Below are 19164 nucleotides of genomic sequence, written 5' to 3'. Positions count from 1 at the left end.
GACAGCCTAGACCTCCGACGGTGACGCTGCGCAACCTCGTTACGGTAATGATCGGACCGCGAAGCGTCACGTATGCCCTGCTGAGGGTGCTCGTCAAGGTGCGGGACAGCAGGTAGATCGCCATCGAACGCCGACATCCGCCCCTCACCTCCTACAACGCGTAACCGATCACGGCGGTCGCGAATCCCCGGCGGCACTCGCGGAGCCCTGTTGCAAATTGTCGCATTAGTCGGGGTGGTGAACTGACACTCCGACAATAAGCCGACCACGCAGCGCAACGAGCCGGATAGGGACGTTCACATGCGCGCGTCCGCAACGGGCGCACACGGTGTGCGCCCGTGTTCACCCGACCGGGTACCCGCCAAGCCCAGCGGACACACCGCCCCGCCGGCCCGAGACGCTCAGAAGCGATCGGTGGGCCGGTACAACCCCCACACCTCGCGCAACGTCCCGCAGACCTCACCCACGGTGGCTCGGGCCCGCAGCGCCTCCTTCATCGGGTACAGCACGTTGTCCGAGCCCTCGGCGGCGGTCCGCAGGTCGGCGAGTGCCCGAGTCACCGCGTCGGCGTCCCGCTCGGAGCGCAACCGCGCCAGCCGGTCGGCCTGGGCCGCCTCGATCGTCGGGTCGACCCGCAGCGGCTCGTACGGCTCCTCCTCGTCCACGGTGAACCGGTTGAGCCCGACCACCACCCGCTCGCCCGAGTCGATCTCCTGGGCGATCCGGTACGCGGACTGCTCGATCTCCCGCTTCTGGAAACCGGCCTCGATCGCGTCCACCGCGGAGCCGTGGTCGGCCACCCGTTCCATCAGCTCCAGAGCGGCGGCCTCGATCTCGGCGGTCATCGCCTCCACCACGTACGAGCCCGCGAACGGGTCCACGGTGGCGGTCAGGTCCGTCTCGTACGCCAGGACCTGCTGAGTACGCAGCGCCAGCCGGGCGGCCTTCTCGGTGGGCAGCGCGATCGCCTCGTCGAAGCTGTTGGTGTGCAACGACTGGGTGCCGCCGAGCACCGCACCCAGCCCCTGCACCGCCACCCGGACCAGGTTGACCTCCGGCTGCTGCGCGGTGAGCTGTACGCCGGCGGTCTGGGTGTGGAAACGCAGCATCATCGACTTCGGATCCTTGGCACCGAACTCGTCGCGCATCAGCCGGGCCCAGATCCGCCGGGCGGCGCGGAACTTCGCCACCTCCTCGAGCAGCGTGGTGCGGGCCACGAAGAAGAACGACAGCCGGGGCGCGAAGTCGTCCACCGCGAGCCCGGCGGCCAGCGCGGCGCGTACGTACTCCACGCCGTTGGCCAGGGTGAACGCGATCTCCTGCGCGGGCGTCGCGCCGGCCTCCGCCATGTGGTAGCCGGAGATGGAGATGGTGTTCCACTTCGGCACCTCCTTGCGGCAGTACGCGAACGTGTCCGCCACCAGCCGCAGCGAGGGCTTCGGCGGGAAAATGTACGTCCCCCGGGCGATGTACTCCTTGAGGATGTCGTTCTGGATCGTGCCGTTGAGCGCCGAGCCGGGCACCCCGTTCTCCTCGGCGACGAGCTGGTAGAGCAGCAGCAGCACCGAGCCGGGCGCGTTGATGGTCATCGAGGTGGAGACCTTGTCCAGCGGGATGTCGGCGAAGAGCAGCCGCATGTCCTCAATGGAGTCGATGGCGACGCCCACCTTGCCGACCTCGCCGTGCGCGATCGGCTCGTCGGAGTCGTAGCCCATCTGCGTCGGCAGGTCGAAGGCGACCGAGAGGCCCATCGTGCCAGCCCGTAACAGCTGGTGGTACCGGGCGTTGGATTCGGTGGCGGTGCCGAAGCCGGCGTACTGGCGCATGGTCCACGGGCGGGAGGTGTACATCGTGGGGTAGACCCCCCGGGTGTACGGGAACTCGCCGGGGCCGCCCAGCCGGGTGTCCAGGTCCTCCGGAAGGTCGGCCTCCGTGTAGACGCCGTTGATCGGGAAACCGGACTCGCTTGACCGCCGTTCGTTCATCCCCGGATGGTAGGACGCCTGGCCACGTCACCGGGTGAGGGATACCGCACAGTGCGTCCCAACCGGTCGACACGAGGTGAACGACACGGCACGTTCTGTCGACTTCAATAAACGACCGTCGCGTCGGCTTTCGCATCCGGCGTCGGAACCAGCAAGATAGGGGGGTTGTGTCCCAGCCCCCCTCGATTTCCCCCGGTGGCTTTTCTGTGACTCAGATCCCGACGTGGAGCGGCGGACCAGTTAGTCCCGCCAACGGCCGAGCAGCGCCCGGCACCACAATTGGTGGCCGATACTCGCTGCGGTCCTCGGTGGGCAACGGCGGCATGGGCACGGTGTGGCGCGCCACAGACACCCTGCTGCGCCGCGATGTGGCGGTGAAGGAGGTCGTCCTGCCTCCAGGGCTGGCCCCCAGCGACCGTGACGCGATGTACGAACGCACCCTGCGCGAGGCCCGCGCCGCCGCTGCCCTCCAGCACCCCGCCGTGGTGCAGGTGTACGACGTGGTGACCGAGGCCGGCCGCCCGTGGATCGTGATGGAGCTGCTGGACGCCCGCAGCCTCGCCGACATGGTGATCGAGGACGGGCCGGTCGCGCCCCGCGCCGTCGCCAAGATCGGCATCGCGCTGCTCGGCGCGTTGGAGGTCGCGCACGCGATCGGTGTGCTGCACCGCGACGTGAAGCCCGCCAACGTGCTGATCTGCACCGACGGGCGCTGCGTGCTGACCGACTTCGGGGTCGCCCGGATGCCCACCGACGTGCAGCTCACCACCCCCGGCATGGTGCTCGGCTCGCCGCACTTCATCTCGCCCGAGCGGGCCATGGGCCAGGATTTCGGCCCGCCGAGCGACCTCTTCTCGCTGGGTGTGACGCTCTACACCGCGGTGGAGGGGCGCCCCCCGTTCGACAAGGGCGACCCGATCGAGACCATGCACGCCGTGGTCGAGGACCCGCCCGCCCCGCCACAGCGCAGCGGCCCACTGACCCGTGTGCTGATGGGCCTGCTCGAGAAGGACCCGGCGCGCCGGTTGGACGTGCACACCTCCCGGGCCATGCTGCGCGAATTGCTCGCCGGCCCGCTGGGCAGCACCGCGACCGCTGTGCACTCGGTCACCGACCCGTACGCCGTGGTGCCGGTGCAGCAGCGCCCGGTGCCCGTCCTTCCGCCGTCCCAGCCAGAGCCGAAGTCGAAGCCGAATCCGGACAACCAGATCGGTGGCCCGGCGATGCTGGCCCCCGGGGAGTCCCTGACCGACCGGCTGGCCGCGCTGCGCCGGGGCGAACGCCCACGGCCGGCTGGCCTGGCCGGCGCCACCGGGCTCGACGAGACCAGCGCCGACGCGTTGGCCGGCCCGCTGCACACGCCCACCGGCGCGATGCCCGGCCCCGGCCAATCAGCCATCGGACGCACCTACGGCGGTAACGCCGACGCCACCCAGCGGGTGGACGCCGGCGGGCACCCGGACGCCACCCAGCGGGTCAGCTACGGCAGCCCGGCCGACGCCACCCAGCAGGTCGGATACGGCGGCGCACCGGAGGCCACCCAGCGCATCGGCGGCACCTACTCCGCCGGCAACCAGTGGTCGGTGCCCGGCACCGGCCAACCGTGGGCCGCCTCGCCCGCCGCTTCGGACGGCGGCGCTCTGGGCAAGGCCCGCACCACCGGAGCCCAGCTCGTCAGCACGATCAAGGGCTGGCCACGCAAGGTGCAGCTCGCCGCAGCCGGCGGGTTGGCCGTCGTGCTGGTGCTGGGTGTGCTGGCGCTCTCCGGCGGCGACGACCCCCCGCCGAGCACTCCGCAGGCACAACCCACTCCGTCCGCGGCGGCGACCCCCGACGTCGAGATGCAGGAACACGCCGCCCGCGGCATCCAGGTCATGGTGCCGAAGGGCTGGAAGAAGGCCACCGGCGGCTCCTACACCGACTACATCGACCCGGAGGACAGCGGCCGCAAGGTCCGCATCATCACCGAGAAGTGGTCCAGCAGTTCCACCCGGTGGGCGGAGACGGCCGAGAACGGCCTCAAGACCAAGAGCACCTCCTGCGTCAAGCCCTACCAGCAGGTCAGCGCCAACGAGACCGAGTTGGCCAGCAAGCCCGCCGCCGAATTCGAATACACCTGCGGCGCGGGCGACGTCATGCGGCACGGCGTCTGGCGGGGTGTGGCGGAGGGCGGCAAGGCGTACTCGTTCTACCTCACCTCGACGGACGCCAAGTTCGCGGAGAGCAAGCCGATCTTCGACGAGATGGTGCGGACGTTCCAGCTCACCGGGGACGGCTGAGCCGGAGGGAACCCACAGCGGTGATCCGTCGCCGTGCTATCAAGAGGCATGGCGGCGGACACCACTGACATCGACGACATTCGCGAGCAAGCCCAGCGCTGGCTGGCCGACGACCCCGACCCGGCCAGCCGGGACGAGCTGACGGCGGTGCTCGACGGGCTGCCGGCGAGCGCACCGGAGCTGGCCGACCGGTTCGCCGGCCCGCTGACCTTCGGCACCGCGGGCTTGCGCGGCCCGCTGCGCGCGGGCCCGAACGGAATGAACCTCGCCGTGGTCACCCAGGCCGCTGCTGGCCTGGTCAGCTGGCTCGCGGCCCAGGGCGGCACCGGTCCCCTGGTGATCGGGTACGACGCTCGGCACGGCTCCCGGCAGTTCGCCGAGCGCACCGCCCAGGTGGCCACCGGAGCCGGCCGGCCTGCGCTGCTGCTGCCCCACCCGCTGCCCACCCCGGTGCTGGCGTACGCGGTGCGTCACCTCGGCGGGGTCGCCGGGGTGATGGTCACCGCCAGCCACAACCCACCACAGGACAACGGCTACAAGGTCTACCTCGGCGCGGAGCTGGGCGGGGCACTGGGTGCCGGCGCGCAGATCGTGCCACCCGCCGACGCTGGTATCGAGGCGGCCATCCGATCGGTCGGGCCGCTGACCCAGGTGCCGCTGGGCCAACCCGGGCAGGTGCTCGGCGACGACCTGGTCGCCTCGTACGTCGAACGGGCCACCGCGGTGATCGACGCGGAAGGGCCACGGGACCTGACAGTGGCGTACACGCCGCTGCACGGGGTGGGCGCGGCGGTGCTCACCGCAGCCTTCGCCCGCGCTGGTTTCCCGATCCCCGGTGTGGTGCCCGACCAGGCCGAGCCGGACCCGGCGTTTCCGACCGTGTCGTTTCCCAACCCGGAGGAGCCGGGTGCGGTGGACCGGCTGATCGCCCTGGCCGACTCCACCGGCGCGGACCTCGCCATCGCGAACGACCCGGACGCCGACCGGTGCGCGGTGGTCGTACGCGAAAGCGGAGGCGACGGCGCGCAGACCTGGCGGATGCTGCGCGGCGACGAGGTGGGCGTGCTGCTCGCCGACCACCTGATGCGCCGCGGGGTTACCGGGCTCTACGCCACCACCATCGTGTCCTCGTCACTGCTGCGGGCGATGTGTGCGGCCCGGGGCCTGCCCTACGACGAGACGCTGACCGGCTTCAAGTGGATCGTCCGGGCTGGCGGCGGGAGCGCGCCGTTGGTCTTCGGCTACGAGGAGGCGCTCGGCTACTGCGTCGCCCCTGAGCACGTCCGGGACAAGGACGGCATCACCGCCGCGCTGACCGTGGCCGAGCTGGCCGCCGGCCTCAAGGCGGAGGGCCGCACGCTGACCGACCGGTTGGACGAGTTGGCCGCCGAGTTCGGCGTGCACCACACCGATCAGCTCTCCGCCCGGGTGGACGACCTGCGGGTGATTGCCGACGCGATGGCGAGGATCCGGGCGGCCACCCCCACCACCCTGCTCGGGCAGCCGGTCGACAGCGTCCGGGACCTGCTACCCGAGTCGGACGTGGTGATCCTGCGTACCTCGGTGGCCCGGGTGGTGATCCGCCCATCCGGCACCGAACCGAAGCTCAAGGCGTACCTCGAGGTGGTGGAGCCGGTCATGGGCAGTGACGTCCCGACGGCCCGCAGCCGGGCGGCGCAGGCGGTCGCCGCACTGCGCGGCGAGATCGCCGCAGCTCTGGGGCTCTGACTGGCGGGCCGCGCCGGGCGACCATCCGGGGAGCCCGGCCCCCTGCCCCCTCGGTGTCCTTTGCTCTGCTTCAACCCAGGCTACGACAACGGGCCTCGACTGTTGCCTCCGTTGAAGCAGAGCAAAGGACGCGGGCAGGATCGCCCGACGCCTGGTTGCACCTTGGGGAAGTCCGCGGCGCGGGATCAGCGGCGCGGGATCAGCGGCGCGGGCCGAGAGCCTGGTCGACGGCGCGGCCCAGGGCGGCGACGACCAGGCCCACCGAGGGACGGACCACCGAGTCGTCGGTGCTCACCTCGCCGGAGAAACCGGCGCCGGTGGCGATCGCCTCCAGCCGGCGACGAGCGTCGGCGGCGGTCTCGCCGCTCACCCCGAGAGCGGACTCCATCCGCAGCACCACGACCAGGGTGGCCAGCGCGGCGGTCCGCTCGTCCGGGGCCGCCGCACCGGTCAGGGCCTCGGCCAGCCGCTGCCGGGTCTCCGCCTCGACGGAGGTGTCCAGGACCGGGTAGCGGTGCACGTGGATGAAGCCCAGCTCAGTCTCGTCGACGTCGCGGATCACACCCTGGCTGCAGAGGTCACCGAGAATGCGGTCACGCAGGCCGTGCCGCAGACGCTGCACCCAGGAGGCCGGGGTGTGCGGGGTGTCGGCCGCGACCCGGCCCAGCACCTCGTCGGCGACCGGCTCGCCGGTCGGCGTCGGGTCGATCACCGTCAACGACCCGTCGGCGTACGCGACCCGCCCGGCCAGGGCCAGCTCGACCAGCACCGCGGCGGCCATGCCGAGGTCCAGGCTGATCCGCGGCATGGTCGCCTTGCCGGTCGTATCGTCATAGGCGAGGAGCAACAACTCGTCGGCGAGCGCAACACCAGTCATGGCCGGACACGGTAGCGGGTCCGCACACCAACGCGCACGGACCCGCCAGACCCGGCACCGTCCGGGTAACGCCCTCAGAACCGGGGCATGCCGCCGAACTGGCGGTCACCGGCGTCGCCGAGCCCGGGCACGATGAACATGCGGTCGTTGAGCCCTTCGTCGATCGAGGCTGTGACCAGGCGCAACGGCAGACCGGAGCGTTCCAGCCGCTCGATGCCGATCGGCGCGGCGAGCACGCAGAGCACGGTGATGTCGGTGCAGCCGCGGTCAGCCAGCAGCCGACAGCAGTGCTCCAGCGAACCACCGGTGGCCAGCATCGGGTCGAGCACCAGCACCGGCAGCCCAGCCAGGTCGCGGGGCAGCGACTCCATGTACGCGCGAGGCTCGTACGTCGCCTCGTCGCGGGCCAGACCGACGAAGCCCATCGAGGATTCGGGCAGCAGGCCGAGCGCGGCGTCCGCCATGCCCAGCCCAGCCCGCAGCACCGGCACCAACAGCGGCGGGTTGGCCAGCCGGGTGCCCTCGGTGCCGGTGACCGGCGTCTGCACCGGGTACCGCTCGACGGGGAAGGTGCGCGCCGCCTCGTACACCAGCATGGTGGTCAGTTCGTGCAGCGCGGCCCGAAACGTCGAGGAATCGGTGCGCGCGTCCCGCATGGCGGTCAACCTGGACTGGGCCAGCGGGTGGTCAATGACGTGTACGTCCACGATCGCTCAACCTACCGGTCCGTCCGGGGCTGCGGTGCGGCTGCGCTCGGACCAGCGACGCCGCTCACGTCGGCGTGCCCGTCGTGAGCAAGATCACTTGACACTCCGGTGCGTAGACTTCGAGGCATGACGGCGACAACGACGTCGGCCCGGTCGGAGCTCTCCGAGCTGGGACGATCCGAGACCGCTCTGCGGACCTTCCTGCACGGCCTGCCGGGCGTGGACCAGGTCGGCGCGGAGCAGCGGGCGGCACAGCTCGGCACCCGATCCATCAAGACCACCGCCAAGGCCCAGGCGATCGACCTGGCGATTCGGATGGTCGACCTGACCACCCTGGAAGGGGCCGACACCCCGGGCAAGGTGCGCGCGCTCGCCGCGAAGGCGCTGCGCCCCGACCCGGCCGACCCGTCCTGCCCCCACGTCGGCGCGGTCTGCGTCTACCCGACGATGGTCCCGCACGTCGCCGAGGTGCTCCGTGGTTCGGGCGTGCACCTCGCCAGCGTGGCGACGGCCTTCCCATCCGGCCAGGCACCGTTGGAGATCAAACTCGCCGACACCCGGGCCGCCGTCGCGGCCGGTGCCGACGAGATCGACATGGTGATCAACCGGGGCGCGTTCCTGGCCGGGCGGTACAAGGAGGTCTACGACGAGATCGTGGCCACCAAGGAAGCCTGCGGTGACGCCCACCTCAAGGTGATCCTGGAAACCGGCGAGCTGGCCACCTACGACAACGTACGGCGGGCCTCCTGGCTGGCCATGCTGGCTGGCGGCGACTTCATCAAGACCTCCACCGGCAAGGTCCCGATCACGGCGACACTGCCGGTCACGCTGGTGATGCTGGAAGCGGTCCGTGACTTCCGCGAAGCGACCGGGCGACAGGTGGGCGTGAAGCCCGCCGGTGGCATCAAGACCACCAAGGACGCGATCAAGTACCTGGTGCTGGTCAACGAGACCGTCGGCACGGACTGGCTCGACCCGGACTGGTTCCGCTTCGGCGCCTCCAGCCTGCTCAACGACCTGCTGATGCAGCGCACCAAGCTGACGACCGGCACCTACTCCGGTCCCGACTACTTCACCCTGGACTGATAGCCGATGTTCGAATACGCCCCCGCCCCCGAGTCCCGCTCGGTGGTGGACCTCAAACCCTCATACGGGCTGTTCATCGACGGCACGTTCGTCGACCCGACCGACGGTGGCAGCTTCAAGTCGATCAACCCTGCCTCGGAGGAGGTGCTGGCCGAGATCGCCGAGGCCGGCGCACCAGACGTGGAGCGCGCGGTGCGCGCCGCCCGGAAGGCGTACGACAAGGTCTGGGGTCCGATGCCCGGCCGGGACCGGGCGAAGTACCTCTACCGGATCGCCCGGCTCATCCAGGAGCGCTCCCGCGAGCTGGCCGTCCTGGAATCCCTGGACAACGGCAAGCCGATCCGGGAGTCCCGCGACGTCGACCTGCCGCTGGTCGCCGCGCACTTCTTCTACTACGCGGGCTGGGCCGACAAGCTGGGCCACGCGGGCTTCGGGCCGAGTCCGCAGCCGATCGGCGTGGCCGCGCAGGTCATCCCGTGGAACTTCCCGCTGCTGATGCTGGCCTGGAAGATCGCCCCCGCCCTCGCCGCAGGCAACACGGTGGTGCTGAAGCCGGCGGAGACCACCTCTCTGACCGCGCTGCTCTTCGCCGAGATCTGCCAGCAGGCCGACCTGCCGGCCGGCGTGATCAACATCGTCACCGGTGCCGGCGACACCGGCCGCGCGCTTGTCGAGCACCCCGGCGTGGACAAGGTCGCCTTCACCGGCTCCACCGACGTCGGCCGGGCCATCGCCCGATCCGTCGCCGGCACCCGCAAGAAGCTGACCCTGGAGCTGGGCGGCAAGGCCGCCAACATCGTCTTCGACGACGCGCCGATCGACCAGGCAGTCGAAGGCATCGTCAACGGCATCTTCTTCAACCAGGGGCACGTCTGCTGCGCCGGCTCCCGGCTGCTGGTCCAGGAGAACGTGGCCGACCGCGTGCTGGAGTCGCTGAAGCGGCGGATGGCCCAACTCCGCGTCGGCGACCCGCTGGACAAGAACACCGACGTCGGCGCCATCAACTCGGCCGCCCAACTGGAGCGGATCCGCGAGCTGTCCGACGCCGGCGCCGCCGAGGGTGCCGAGCGCTGGTCGCCGCCGTGCGACCTGCCCGAGCGGGGCTTCTGGTTCGCGCCGACCATCTTCACCGGCGTCACCCAGGCACACCGCATCGCCCGCGAGGAGATCTTCGGCCCGGTGCTGTCGGTGCTCACCTTCCGCACCCCGGCCGAGGCCGTCGAGAAGGCCAACAACACGCCGTACGGGCTGTCGGCGGGCATCTGGACCGACAAGGGATCCCGGATCCTGTGGATGGCCGACCGGCTGCGCGCCGGTGTCGTCTGGGCCAACACGTTCAACAAGTTCGACCCCACCTCGCCGTTCGGCGGCTACAAGGAGTCGGGCTACGGTCGCGAGGGCGGCCGGCACGGGCTGGAGGCGTACCTCAATGTCTGAGCGGGTCGCGGTACGCAAGACGTACAAGCTCTTCATCGGCGGGAAGTTCCCGCGCAGCGAGTCGGGACGGTCGTATCTCGTGCAGTCCTCGAATGTGTCACTGGCCTCCCGCAAGGACGCCCGGGACGCGGTGGTCGCCGCCCGCGCAGCCGTGAAGGGCTGGGCCGGCGCGACCGCGTACAACCGGGGTCAGATCCTCTACCGGGCCGCCGAGATGCTGGAGGGCCGCCGCGAGCAGTTCGTCGCCCTGGGCGTGCCCGGCGACGAGGTGGACGCCGCAGTGGACCGCTGGGTCTGGTACGCCGGCTGGGCCGACAAGCTCGCCCAGGTGTACGGCGGCGCCAACCCGGTCGCCGGCCCGTACTTCAACATCTCCGCGCCCGAGCCGACCGGCGTGATCGCGGTGGTCGCCCCGGAGCGCCCGGCGCTGCTCGGCCTGGTCAGCGTGATCGCCCCGGCGATCGTCAGCGGCAACACGGTGGTGGTGGCGGCGTCCCCGTCGGAGCCGCTGGCCGCGGTGACGCTGGCCGAGGTGCTGGCCACCTCCGACCTGCCCGGCGGGGTGGTCAACATTCTCACCGGCGCGATCACCGAGACCGCACCAGCGCTGGCGGCGCACATGGATGTCAACGCGATCGACCTGACCGGGGTGACCGACACCGCGTTCGCCACCGACCTGGAGGTCAAGGCAGCGGAGAACCTCAAGCGGGTGCTCCGACCGGCCTCGGCCGACCACGACTGGTCCGCCGACCCGGGCCTGGCCCGGATGACTGCCCTGCTGGAGACGAAGACGGTGTGGCACCCGAAGGGGGTGTGATTTCGGTCCTCGGCCTTTTGATTCTCCGGCGGCCTTGGTTTTCCGGGGGGAGCCCGCCCACTCCGGGCGGTCGGGCTTGATCCCTCCGTGGGCGGGCTCCCCCCGGAAAACCTGACGTGGGCGCGGCCCGTCGGGTGGGTCAGCTTGCGGGTTCTGCCTCGGGTTGGGTTGACGGTCAGCGGGGTTTTGGTGGGCCGCCACGTCGCGCTGCGGCGCTGCGGCGCTGCGGAGCTGCGGCGGCTCGCGCGGTCCATGATCTTCGCAACTTCGGCGATGTTGCTGCTTCCGGCTTGCCTGAGGCAGCAACATCGCCGATCTTGTGTGGATCTTGGCTGGTGGTCGGGCCAACGGCGGTGATCAATCGGGCCAGCCGTGGTGATCATGAGATTGGTGGGGTTTCTGATCTCTCCGGGGCCGGTCAACCTCATGATCGCCGCTGCGGGGCGCGGGCAGGTCGCGGGCAGGTCGCGGGCGGAGCGCAGACGGGCGGGAGCTCCCGGCGGGACGGGTAGGAGCGCCGGGGGACGGGCGGGAGCTCCCGGCGGGACGGGCAGGAGCGCCGGGGGACGGGCGGGAGCTCCCGGCGGGACGGGCAGGAGCGCCGGGGGACGGGCTGGAGCGCCCGGCGGGACGGGCAGGAGCGCCGGGGGACGGGCTGGAGCGCCCGGCGGGACGGGCAGGAGCGCCGGGGGCCGGGTGGGAGCGCCCCCGAAGGGGTCTACTACCGGGGGTAGGATTGGGGGGTGACTCGGTTGGGCGATCTTGAGCGTGCGGTGATGGACGTGTTGTGGGACGTGGCCCCCGGCACGTCGGATGGCGTGACCGTGCGCGAGGTGGCCGACGCGCTCGATGGCCGCGAGTTGGCGTACACCACGGTGATGACCGTGCTGGACCGGCTCGCCGGCAAGGGCATGGTGCAGCGGGAGCGGGAGGGCCGAGCCTGGCGGTACCGGCCAGCGGCCAGCCGCGAGGCGCACATCGCCCAGCTCATGCTCGACGCCCTCGACCTGGGTGGCAGCCGGGACGCCGCGCTGGTGCGCTTCGCCCGCTCGGTCACCGGCACCGAGGCCGAGGTGCTGCGGGCGGCCCTGGGGAGCGAGGTCGGCCTGACCGGGCCGGGCACCACCGCCGCCGGACCGGGTCCGGCCGAGTCGGGTGGCGAGTTGACCAACCGGGTGAACGGGCCGGCGGGCCGGCGACCTGCCGGCGAGGCAGCGGAGCGGTAGGGCACGCGCCATGGCCTACGCCGTGCATTTCGCCACCACCATGCTGGCCTGTTATCTGACGGCTCAGGTGCTGGCCCGCTCGACCTGGACGTGGCGCACCCCTCGGGTGGCGATCATCTGCTGGCAGGCCGTCGGCTTGGCCCTTGGCCTCTCCGCGATGGGCCTGCCGATGGCGCTCGGGTTGAGCACGTACGACCTGCCAACCGGGAGCGCACTGCTCGCCCTGGCCAACGACCTCGGCCACGGCACCCTGCCGGTCGGGATGACCTCCTTCCACCTTGCCGCTGTCGGGGTGGGCTTCGGCATCGGTGCGGTGCTGGTCACCACGACCGTGCGCAGCATCCACGGCACCGTACGAGCCCAGCGCCGGCACCGGGACCTGCTTTCCCTGGTCGCCCGGGACGACCCGGCCGCACCCGGCGCGCTGGTGCTGGATCATCCGAGCGCCGCCGCGTACTGCCTGCCCGGCGTGAAGCCGCAGGTGGTTGTCAGCGCCGGCACGTTGAGCCTGCTGGATCGGGCCGAGTTGGCCGCGGTGCTCAGCCACGAGCGTGCACACGCCAACGAGCGGCACGACCTGGTGCTGCTGCCGTTCACCGCGCTGTGCCGGGCGTTGCCGTGGTTCGACTGGGTCCGCGACGCGCACGAGCGGGTCGCCCTGCTGGTCGAGATGCGCGCCGACGACAAGGCCCGTGAGCTGCACGCCGATGCTCCGCTTGCGGGTGCACTGCGCCGATTCGCCGCCGCCGGTCACCGGATCACCCCGGCGGGCGCGCTGGGCATGGGCGACCACGATCTTGACGTACGGGTACAACGTCTGCTGATCAGCGACCGGCCGCCCCGCGCACTCGGTGCCGCAGCCCTCGCGGTCGCCACCATGCTGGTCGCTCTGCCGGTAACCCTCTTCCTCAGCTGAGCCGGCCCACACCGGCCCACCCACCTCACCGCCCGCACGCCCGCACGCGGCTGCACGCACGCACGCACGCACGCACGCACGCAGCTGCAAGATCGCACTCGATCCGGGATCGAGGGGCATCCCGCGGGCTCGAGGCCACTACATCCAGGATCGAGCGCGATCTCTCCCGGCCCACATTTACTACGTCACGTAGTAGAGTTCCTACGACAAGACGTAGTAGTCGGACATGTAGCCAAGCTACGTGTAGGGTGGCTACGACAAGGCAGCCAACGCTACGGAGGGCCGGTCATGGACACCCTGCTCCTCGCCCGCCTGCAGTTCGCCACCACCACCTCGATCCACTTCCTGTTCGTGGTCGTCACGATCGGGCTGGTCACCCTGCTGGTCGGGATGCAGACCGCCTGGGTGCTCACCGGCAACCCGAAGTGGGAGCGGCTCACCCGGTACTGGGGCCAGCTCTACGTGATCAACTACGTGCTCGGCATCGCCACCGGCCTCGTGATGGAGTTCCAGTTCGGGCTGAACTGGAGTGGCCTGTCGCGCTACGTCGGCAACGTCTTCGGCGCACCACTGGCCATCGAGACACTTGTGGCGTTCTTCCTCGAGTCCACGTTCCTCGGGATGTGGATCTTCGGCTGGCACCGGCTCCGCAAGAGCGTCCACCTCGCGCTGCTCTGGGGCGTGGCGATCACCGCGTACGCATCGGCTTTCTGGATCATGGTGGCCAACTCCTGGCTCCAGAACCCGGTCGGATACGAGGTACGCGACGGCATCGCCCACCTCACCGACTTCGGCGCGCTACTCACCAACCCCAGCCTCGGCATGGCATTCGGGCACGTGGTCTCGGCCGCATTGCTTGTCGGCGGGATGCTGATGGCGGCGGTCAGCGCATGGCACCTGATCCGGCGTACCCCCGACTTTGTGCTCTTCCGCACCTCACTGCGGATCGGCCTCGTCGTCTCGGCGCTGGCGATCACCCTGGTGCAGGGCTTCGGCTTCGCCCAGTTCGGCCCGGTCGGCCGGGTGCAGCCGACCAAGTTCGGCGGCCAGAGCCCGGAGGCCCAGGCGCTGATCGCCGAGTGGACCGCCCGGTTCGGCCCCGGCGACTACACCCCACCGGTGCTGGCCAGCGTTGGGCTGGGCTTCATGATCCTGATCGGCTTCACCCTCGGCTGCGTCTGGTTGCTGCTCCCCCTGCTCTTCCGGGACTGGATCATTCGTCTGCGTTTCCCGCTCTGGCTGATCCTGCTGGCGCTGCCGCTGCCGTTCGTCGCGGTGATCCTCGGTTGGATCTCCCGCGAGGTCGGCCGTCAACCCTGGGTGGCGTACGGGCTGCTCCCCACCGAACAGGCGGTCTCCCCGGTCGGCACCCCCGTGATGCTCGCCTCGCTGATCGGTTTCAGCCTGCTGCTGGGCACTCTCGCCGTCACCAACTGGGTGCTGCTCGCCCGGCACGCGGCGCGCGGCGCGGTCGACCCGCCGCTCGGCCGCCCACCGGCGCCGCCCAATGAATCGACCCACCCCGAACCCGCCCTCGTCTGAGGATCTGAGGAGAAGACCGTGGACCTCGCCTGGTACGCCCTGCTCGGCCTCTTCAACGCCAGCTACCTGGTGCTGGCCGGCTACGACTACGGCGTCGGGCTGCTGCTCGCGCGGGGTGCTGGCCCGGCCGAGCGGCGGGCCGCGCTCACCGCGGTCGGCCCGTTCTTCCTCGGCAACGAAGTCTGGCTGGTGGCCGCCGTGGGCATCCTCTTCGGCGCATTCCCAGTGTTGGAGGGCGAGTTGCTCTCCGGCTGCTATCCGGCAGTCGCCGGCGCGCTGGTCGGTGTCGTGTTGGTCACCGTCGGGGTCCAACTGCGCAGCCGGCCCGCCGAGGAGCGGGTCCGCGCCCGCTGGGACCGCGTCGTGATGATCGGCAGCGCCCTCGCCGCGCTGGGCTGGGGTGTGCTGCTCGCCGCGCTGCTGCAGGGCATGCCCCGCCAGACCGACGGCCACGTCGCCGGGGTGTCGCATCTGGCTACTCCCTTCGCGGCCGCTGCCGGGCTGACCATGGTGGCCCTGGTCGCGGTGCACGGTGCGACCTTCCTCACCCTGCGACTGCCGACCGCCGACGCCGCTGTGGTCGGCCGCACGGCCCGCCGACTGGTGCCGGTGGCGCTCACCGCGGTCGCCCTGGCCACCGTCGTGGGCCTGCTCTCCGCCCGGGTACGCGACACGGTCCAGCGGCCAGCGGTGGCCGTACTCCTGCCGGTGCTGCTCGTGGCGGCGCTGCTGGCGGCCCGCGCGGCGCTGACGCGGCGGCGGCCGGGGTGGGCCCTGATCGCCACCGGCGCGGCCCTGGCGCTGCCGGTGGCGCTGGTCGGCGCGGCCCTCTGGCCCTACGTCCTGGTGTCCACGACCGACCCGGGCGCATCGCTGATGGTGGCCGACGCCGCCGCAAGCGCACCGACACTGCGGCTGCTCGGCTGGGTGGCGTTGCCGCTGCTTCCGGCCCTACTAGGCTTCCAGGCGATGTGTTGGTGGGTTTTCCGAGGACGGACCGACGGTAGGGCACCGGTGTACTGGTGAACCGCCGTCCGTTCGACCCGCGTCTGCTGCGCCGGGTCCCTGCGGCCCGGCGCGATCTTGCCGTGCTCGCGCTGCTGGGCGTGCTCGCCGCCGGGCTGATCGTGGCGCAGGCCACCGCGCTCGCAGCGGTGCTGGCCACCGCCGTCGACGGTCGGCTGGATCGGCCGGCGCTGGCCGGCTTCGTGATCGCGGTCGCCGCCCGCTCGGCGCTGGTCTGGGCGCAGGGCACGGTTTCGGCACGGGTCGCCGCCACGGTCAAGGCCACGCTGCGGGCCGACCTGCTCGGCGCGGTGGGCCGGCACGGGCCTGGCTGGGTGGCCGGGCAGCGGGCCGGCCAGCTCGCCACCCTGACCGGGCGCGGGTTGGATGCGCTGGACGCCTACTTCACCGGCTATCTGCCGCAACTGGTGCTCAGCGTGACGGTGCCGCTGGCAGTGCTGGCCCGGGTCGTCTTCGCCGACTGGAGCTCGGCGCTGATCATCGCGCTGACCCTGCCGCTGATCCCGGTCTTCGGCGCACTGCTCGGCTGGCAGGCGCAGGCCGCCACCGAACGGCAGTGGCGCCGGCTCGCAATGCTCGGCGGGCACTTCCTGGACATGGTCGCCGGGCTGCCCACGCTGCGCGCGTTCGGGCGAGCCCAGGCACAGACCGACGTGGTGCGCCGGATGGCCGACGGCCATCGCGTCGCCACCATGAAGACGCTGCGGATCGCGTTCCTCTCCGCGCTGGTGCTGGAGCTGGTCGCCACCCTCTCGGTGGCGCTGGTCGCGGTGCCGGTCGGCATCCGGTTGCTCGGCGGCGGGCTGGCCCTGCAGACCGCGCTGCTGGTGCTGCTACTCACCCCGGAGGCGTACCTGCCGCTGCGCGCTGCCGGCAGCCGCTTCCACGCCAGCATGGAAGGGCTCGCCGCGCTGGACGAGGCGCTGACCATCTCGGCCGCGCCCGCCGCACCCCGGGCCGCCGAGGGCGCCACCACCCCGGACGCGCGGCGCGAGATCCGGTTCGAGGGGGTGACCGTGGCGTACGAGCGGACCACCGCGCTGCGCGACGTGACCCTGACCATCCGGCCCGGCGAACGGATCGCCATCATCGGGCCCAGCGGCGCCGGCAAGAGCACCCTGCTCGGTCTGCTGCTCGGCTTCGTGACCCCGACCAGCGGCCGGATCACCGTCGACGGAGTCGACCTCGCCACCGCCGACCCGGACGCCTGGCGCCGGCAGCTCGCCTGGGTGCCGCAGCGGGCCCACCTCTTCGCCGCCTCGCTGGCCGACAACATCCGGCTCGGCGCACCGGACACCCCGCCCGACGCACTGACCGCGGCAGTGCACGATGCCGCCCTGGACGACGTGGTGGCCGGCCTGCCGGACGGCCTGGACACCCTGCTCGGCGAACGCGGGCACGGGCTGTCCAGCGGGCAGCGGCAGCGGGTGGCGCTGGCCCGGGCGTTTCTGCGGGCCGCACCGGTGGTGCTGCTCGACGAACCCACCGCCCGACTGGACACTGCGGCCGAGGCGGTGGTGCTCGACGCCACCCGTCGCCTGGTCGCCGGGCGGACGGCGCTGCTGGTCGCGCATCGCCCGGCACTGCTCGCCGATGCCGACCGGATCCTGCGTGTCGAGGACGGTCGGGTCACCGAGCTGACGCCCGAGCCGACCGGAAAGGCGCCCCGATGAGCACGGCACACGGGCCGGGCCCGGCGGACATCGAGCCGGTCGACGACACGGCACCGGCCGGGCGGGCCACCGCCGAGCGGGCCGTACTGCGGCTGGCCCGGCCATACCTGGGCCGTCTGGTCGGTGCCGGGCTGCTCGCGGCGGCCACCGAGTTCGCCGGACTGGCCCTGATGGCCACGGCCACCTGGCTGTTGATGAGCGCCGCCGGTCGGCCTCCGCTGGACCGGCTCACCGTGGCGATCGTCGCGGTTCGGGCGCTGGCGATCAGCCGGGGCGTGTTGCGCTACACCGAACGGCTCGCCGGGCACGACGCGGTGCTCCGCATGATCACCGACATCCGGGCCCGGGTCTTCGCCACCCTCGCGGCCCGCCGCAGCGCTGTGCACCGCTCCGGGGACGTGCTCAGCCGGCTGGTCTCCGACGTCGAGGCAGTCCAGGACCTGCTGCTGCGGGTGCTGGTCCCGGGCTCGGCAGCGGCCCTGGTCGGTGTGGTGGCGGTCGCCGTGGCTGCGCTGATCTCGCCACCGGCCGCCGGCGTGCTCGCCGTCGGGCTACTGGTTGCCGGCGTGGCGCTGCCCGCACTTGCCACTGCCGTCACCCGCCGCAGCGCGGCCGAGGTGGCCCCACTGCGCGGCGCACTGGCCACCGACGCGATCGACCTCACCCACGGCGCTGCCGACCTGGCCGCGTTCGGGGCGACCGACGTCGCGCTGCGCTCCGCCGAGCAGCGTGCCCTCCGCCTGGCCCGACTGGAACGTCGGCTGGCCGCCACCGGGTTCGCGGTCGACGCGGCCGGGGTGCTGACCGCCGGGTCGACCGCCGCAGCGGTGGTGCTCGCCGCGCTGGCCGCCGACGTGCCGGGGGTGCTGGTGGGCGTCCTCGCCGTCGGCGCCCTGGCCGCCGTCGAGGTGACACTGGCGCTGGTCGCGGCGGCCCGACAGTGGACGCAGCTGCGACCCGGGCTGGCCCGGGTGGCCGCCCTGCTCGGCGACGGCACGCCGACTCCGCCACCCACTGACGGTGTGACCGACCTGGTCGGCCCGCACGATCTGCGCTTCGTCGACGTGACTGTGCGGTACCGGGCCGGCGCGGCCCCGGCCCTGGACGGCGTCAGCCTGGACCTGCCGGCCGGGCGGAGGATCGCGGTGGTCGGCCCGAGCGGCGCCGGCAAGAGCACCCTCGCCGCCGTGCTGACCGGCACCGTCCGGCCCGTCTCCGGCCAGGTCACCCTGAACGATCAGGACCTGTCGGCGTACGCCGAGGAGGCGCTGCCCCGCGCGGTCGGCGGCCTGCTGGCCGAGGCGTACGTCTTCCATGCCACGGTGCGCGAGAACCTGCTGCTCGGGCGTGCCGGGGCTGGCGAGGAGGAGCTGACCGCCGCCACCGCCGCCGCCGGCCTGCTGGAGTGGGTACGCGCCCAGCCGGCTGGCTGGGACACGCTGGTCGGGGAGGAGGGCGGGCAGCTCTCCGGCGGCCAGCGGCAGCGGCTGGCGCTCGCTCGGGCACTGCTCGCCGCGCCACCGGTGCTGGTGCTCGACGAGCCCACCGAGGGGCTGGACCCGACCGCCGCGGACGCGGTGCTCGCGTCCGCTCTCGCCGCCACCCCAGCCGAGCATTCGGTGCTGTTGATCAGCCACCGGCTCAGCGGGCTGGCCGCGCTGGACGAGATCGTCGTCCTCGACGGCGGCCGGGTGATCCAGCGCGGTCGGCACGCCGAGTTGGTCGCCGCCGACGGCTGGTACCGGGACCAGTGGCTGCTCCAGGCGGCAGCCGAACGCGGTTACCTGGCTCTCACCCCCTGACCGGCCTCCGGGGCGGACCAGGGTTTTCCCGGACGTGGGGGCCTTGCGGTCCGTGGCAGGGTG

The 19164-nt window shown here is 72.1% G+C and carries 14 protein-coding genes; 11 read left to right on the top strand and 3 right to left on the bottom strand.

Annotation, left to right across the window (positions count from 1 at the left end; genetic code table 11):
• Positions 1–401: 401 nt before the first annotated feature.
• Positions 402–1985 (bottom strand): acyl-CoA mutase large subunit family protein, encoded by a 1584-nt coding sequence (locus tag ACLQ28_RS08625; RefSeq protein WP_425685654.1) that lies wholly within the window; start codon positions 1983–1985, stop codon positions 402–404.
• A gap of 206 nt (positions 1986–2191) precedes the next feature.
• Here ACLQ28_RS08625 and ACLQ28_RS08620 point away from each other — a divergent pair, with 206 nt between their 5' ends.
• Positions 2192–4264, top strand: coding sequence for a serine/threonine-protein kinase (locus ACLQ28_RS08620; RefSeq protein WP_425685653.1), 2073 nt, complete (start codon positions 2192–2194; stop codon positions 4262–4264).
• Positions 4265–4312: 48 nt separating this feature from the next.
• A complete protein-coding gene (locus tag ACLQ28_RS08615) occupies positions 4313–5992 on the top strand; it encodes a phospho-sugar mutase (protein ID WP_425685652.1) in 1680 nt (559 codons plus the stop codon).
• Between the two features lie 199 nt (positions 5993–6191).
• Here the strand turns inward: ACLQ28_RS08615 and ACLQ28_RS08610 are convergent, their stop codons facing one another.
• Together ACLQ28_RS08610 and upp are read right to left on the bottom strand one after the other, a co-directional pair.
• Positions 6192–6869: a GOLPH3/VPS74 family protein gene (locus ACLQ28_RS08610; RefSeq protein ID WP_425685651.1), complete on the bottom strand. Its 678-nt coding sequence runs from the start codon at positions 6867–6869 to the stop codon at positions 6192–6194.
• A gap of 74 nt (positions 6870–6943) precedes the next feature.
• Positions 6944–7576, bottom strand: coding sequence for a uracil phosphoribosyltransferase (upp, locus tag ACLQ28_RS08605; protein ID WP_425685650.1), 633 nt, complete (start codon positions 7574–7576; stop codon positions 6944–6946).
• A gap of 126 nt (positions 7577–7702) precedes the next feature.
• Between upp and deoC the strand changes: the two genes are divergently transcribed.
• From deoC to cydC, 9 genes are all read left to right on the top strand, one after another.
• Positions 7703–8662, top strand: a complete 960-nt coding sequence (deoC, locus tag ACLQ28_RS08600) for a deoxyribose-phosphate aldolase (protein WP_425685649.1) — start codon at positions 7703–7705, stop codon at positions 8660–8662.
• A gap of 6 nt (positions 8663–8668) precedes the next feature.
• The gene (locus ACLQ28_RS08595; RefSeq protein ID WP_425685648.1) at positions 8669–10099 is read left to right on the top strand and encodes an aldehyde dehydrogenase family protein; all 1431 of its coding nucleotides are present in this window, start codon (positions 8669–8671) and stop codon (positions 10097–10099) included.
• On the top strand, positions 10092–10916 hold the full coding sequence (locus tag ACLQ28_RS08590) for an aldehyde dehydrogenase family protein (RefSeq protein ID WP_425685647.1): 825 nt from the start codon (positions 10092–10094) through the stop codon (positions 10914–10916). The genes ACLQ28_RS08595 and ACLQ28_RS08590 overlap by 8 nt, the downstream gene beginning before the upstream one ends.
• 743 nt (positions 10917–11659) lie before the next feature.
• Positions 11660–12142, top strand: coding sequence for a BlaI/MecI/CopY family transcriptional regulator (locus ACLQ28_RS08585; protein WP_425685646.1), 483 nt, complete (start codon positions 11660–11662; stop codon positions 12140–12142).
• Positions 12143–12152: 10 nt separating this feature from the next.
• The gene (locus tag ACLQ28_RS08580) at positions 12153–13058 is read left to right on the top strand and encodes a M56 family metallopeptidase (RefSeq protein ID WP_425685645.1); all 906 of its coding nucleotides are present in this window, start codon (positions 12153–12155) and stop codon (positions 13056–13058) included.
• A gap of 288 nt (positions 13059–13346) precedes the next feature.
• Entirely contained in the window at positions 13347–14600 is a 1254-nt protein-coding gene (locus ACLQ28_RS08575) for a cytochrome ubiquinol oxidase subunit I (protein WP_425685644.1), read from the top strand.
• An 18-nt stretch (positions 14601–14618) separates the two neighbouring features.
• A complete protein-coding gene (locus tag ACLQ28_RS08570) occupies positions 14619–15626 on the top strand; it encodes a cytochrome d ubiquinol oxidase subunit II (protein WP_425685643.1) in 1008 nt (335 codons plus the stop codon).
• Entirely contained in the window at positions 15623–17299 is a 1677-nt protein-coding gene (gene cydD / locus ACLQ28_RS08565) for a thiol reductant ABC exporter subunit CydD (RefSeq protein ID WP_425685642.1), read from the top strand. The genes ACLQ28_RS08570 and cydD overlap by 4 nt, the downstream gene beginning before the upstream one ends.
• Entirely contained in the window at positions 17296–19101 is a 1806-nt protein-coding gene (gene cydC / locus ACLQ28_RS08560; RefSeq protein ID WP_425685641.1) for a thiol reductant ABC exporter subunit CydC, read from the top strand. The genes cydD and cydC overlap by 4 nt, the downstream gene beginning before the upstream one ends.
• Positions 19102–19164: the final 63 nt, after the last annotated feature.

The sequence above is a fragment of the Micromonospora sp. DT201 genome (assembly GCF_049841575.1).
In the GTDB taxonomy this organism is placed as follows: domain Bacteria; phylum Actinomycetota; class Actinomycetes; order Mycobacteriales; family Micromonosporaceae; genus Micromonospora.
Note: the sequence above shows the minus strand (reverse complement) of the source record. Positions and strands in the feature narration are given on the sequence as shown.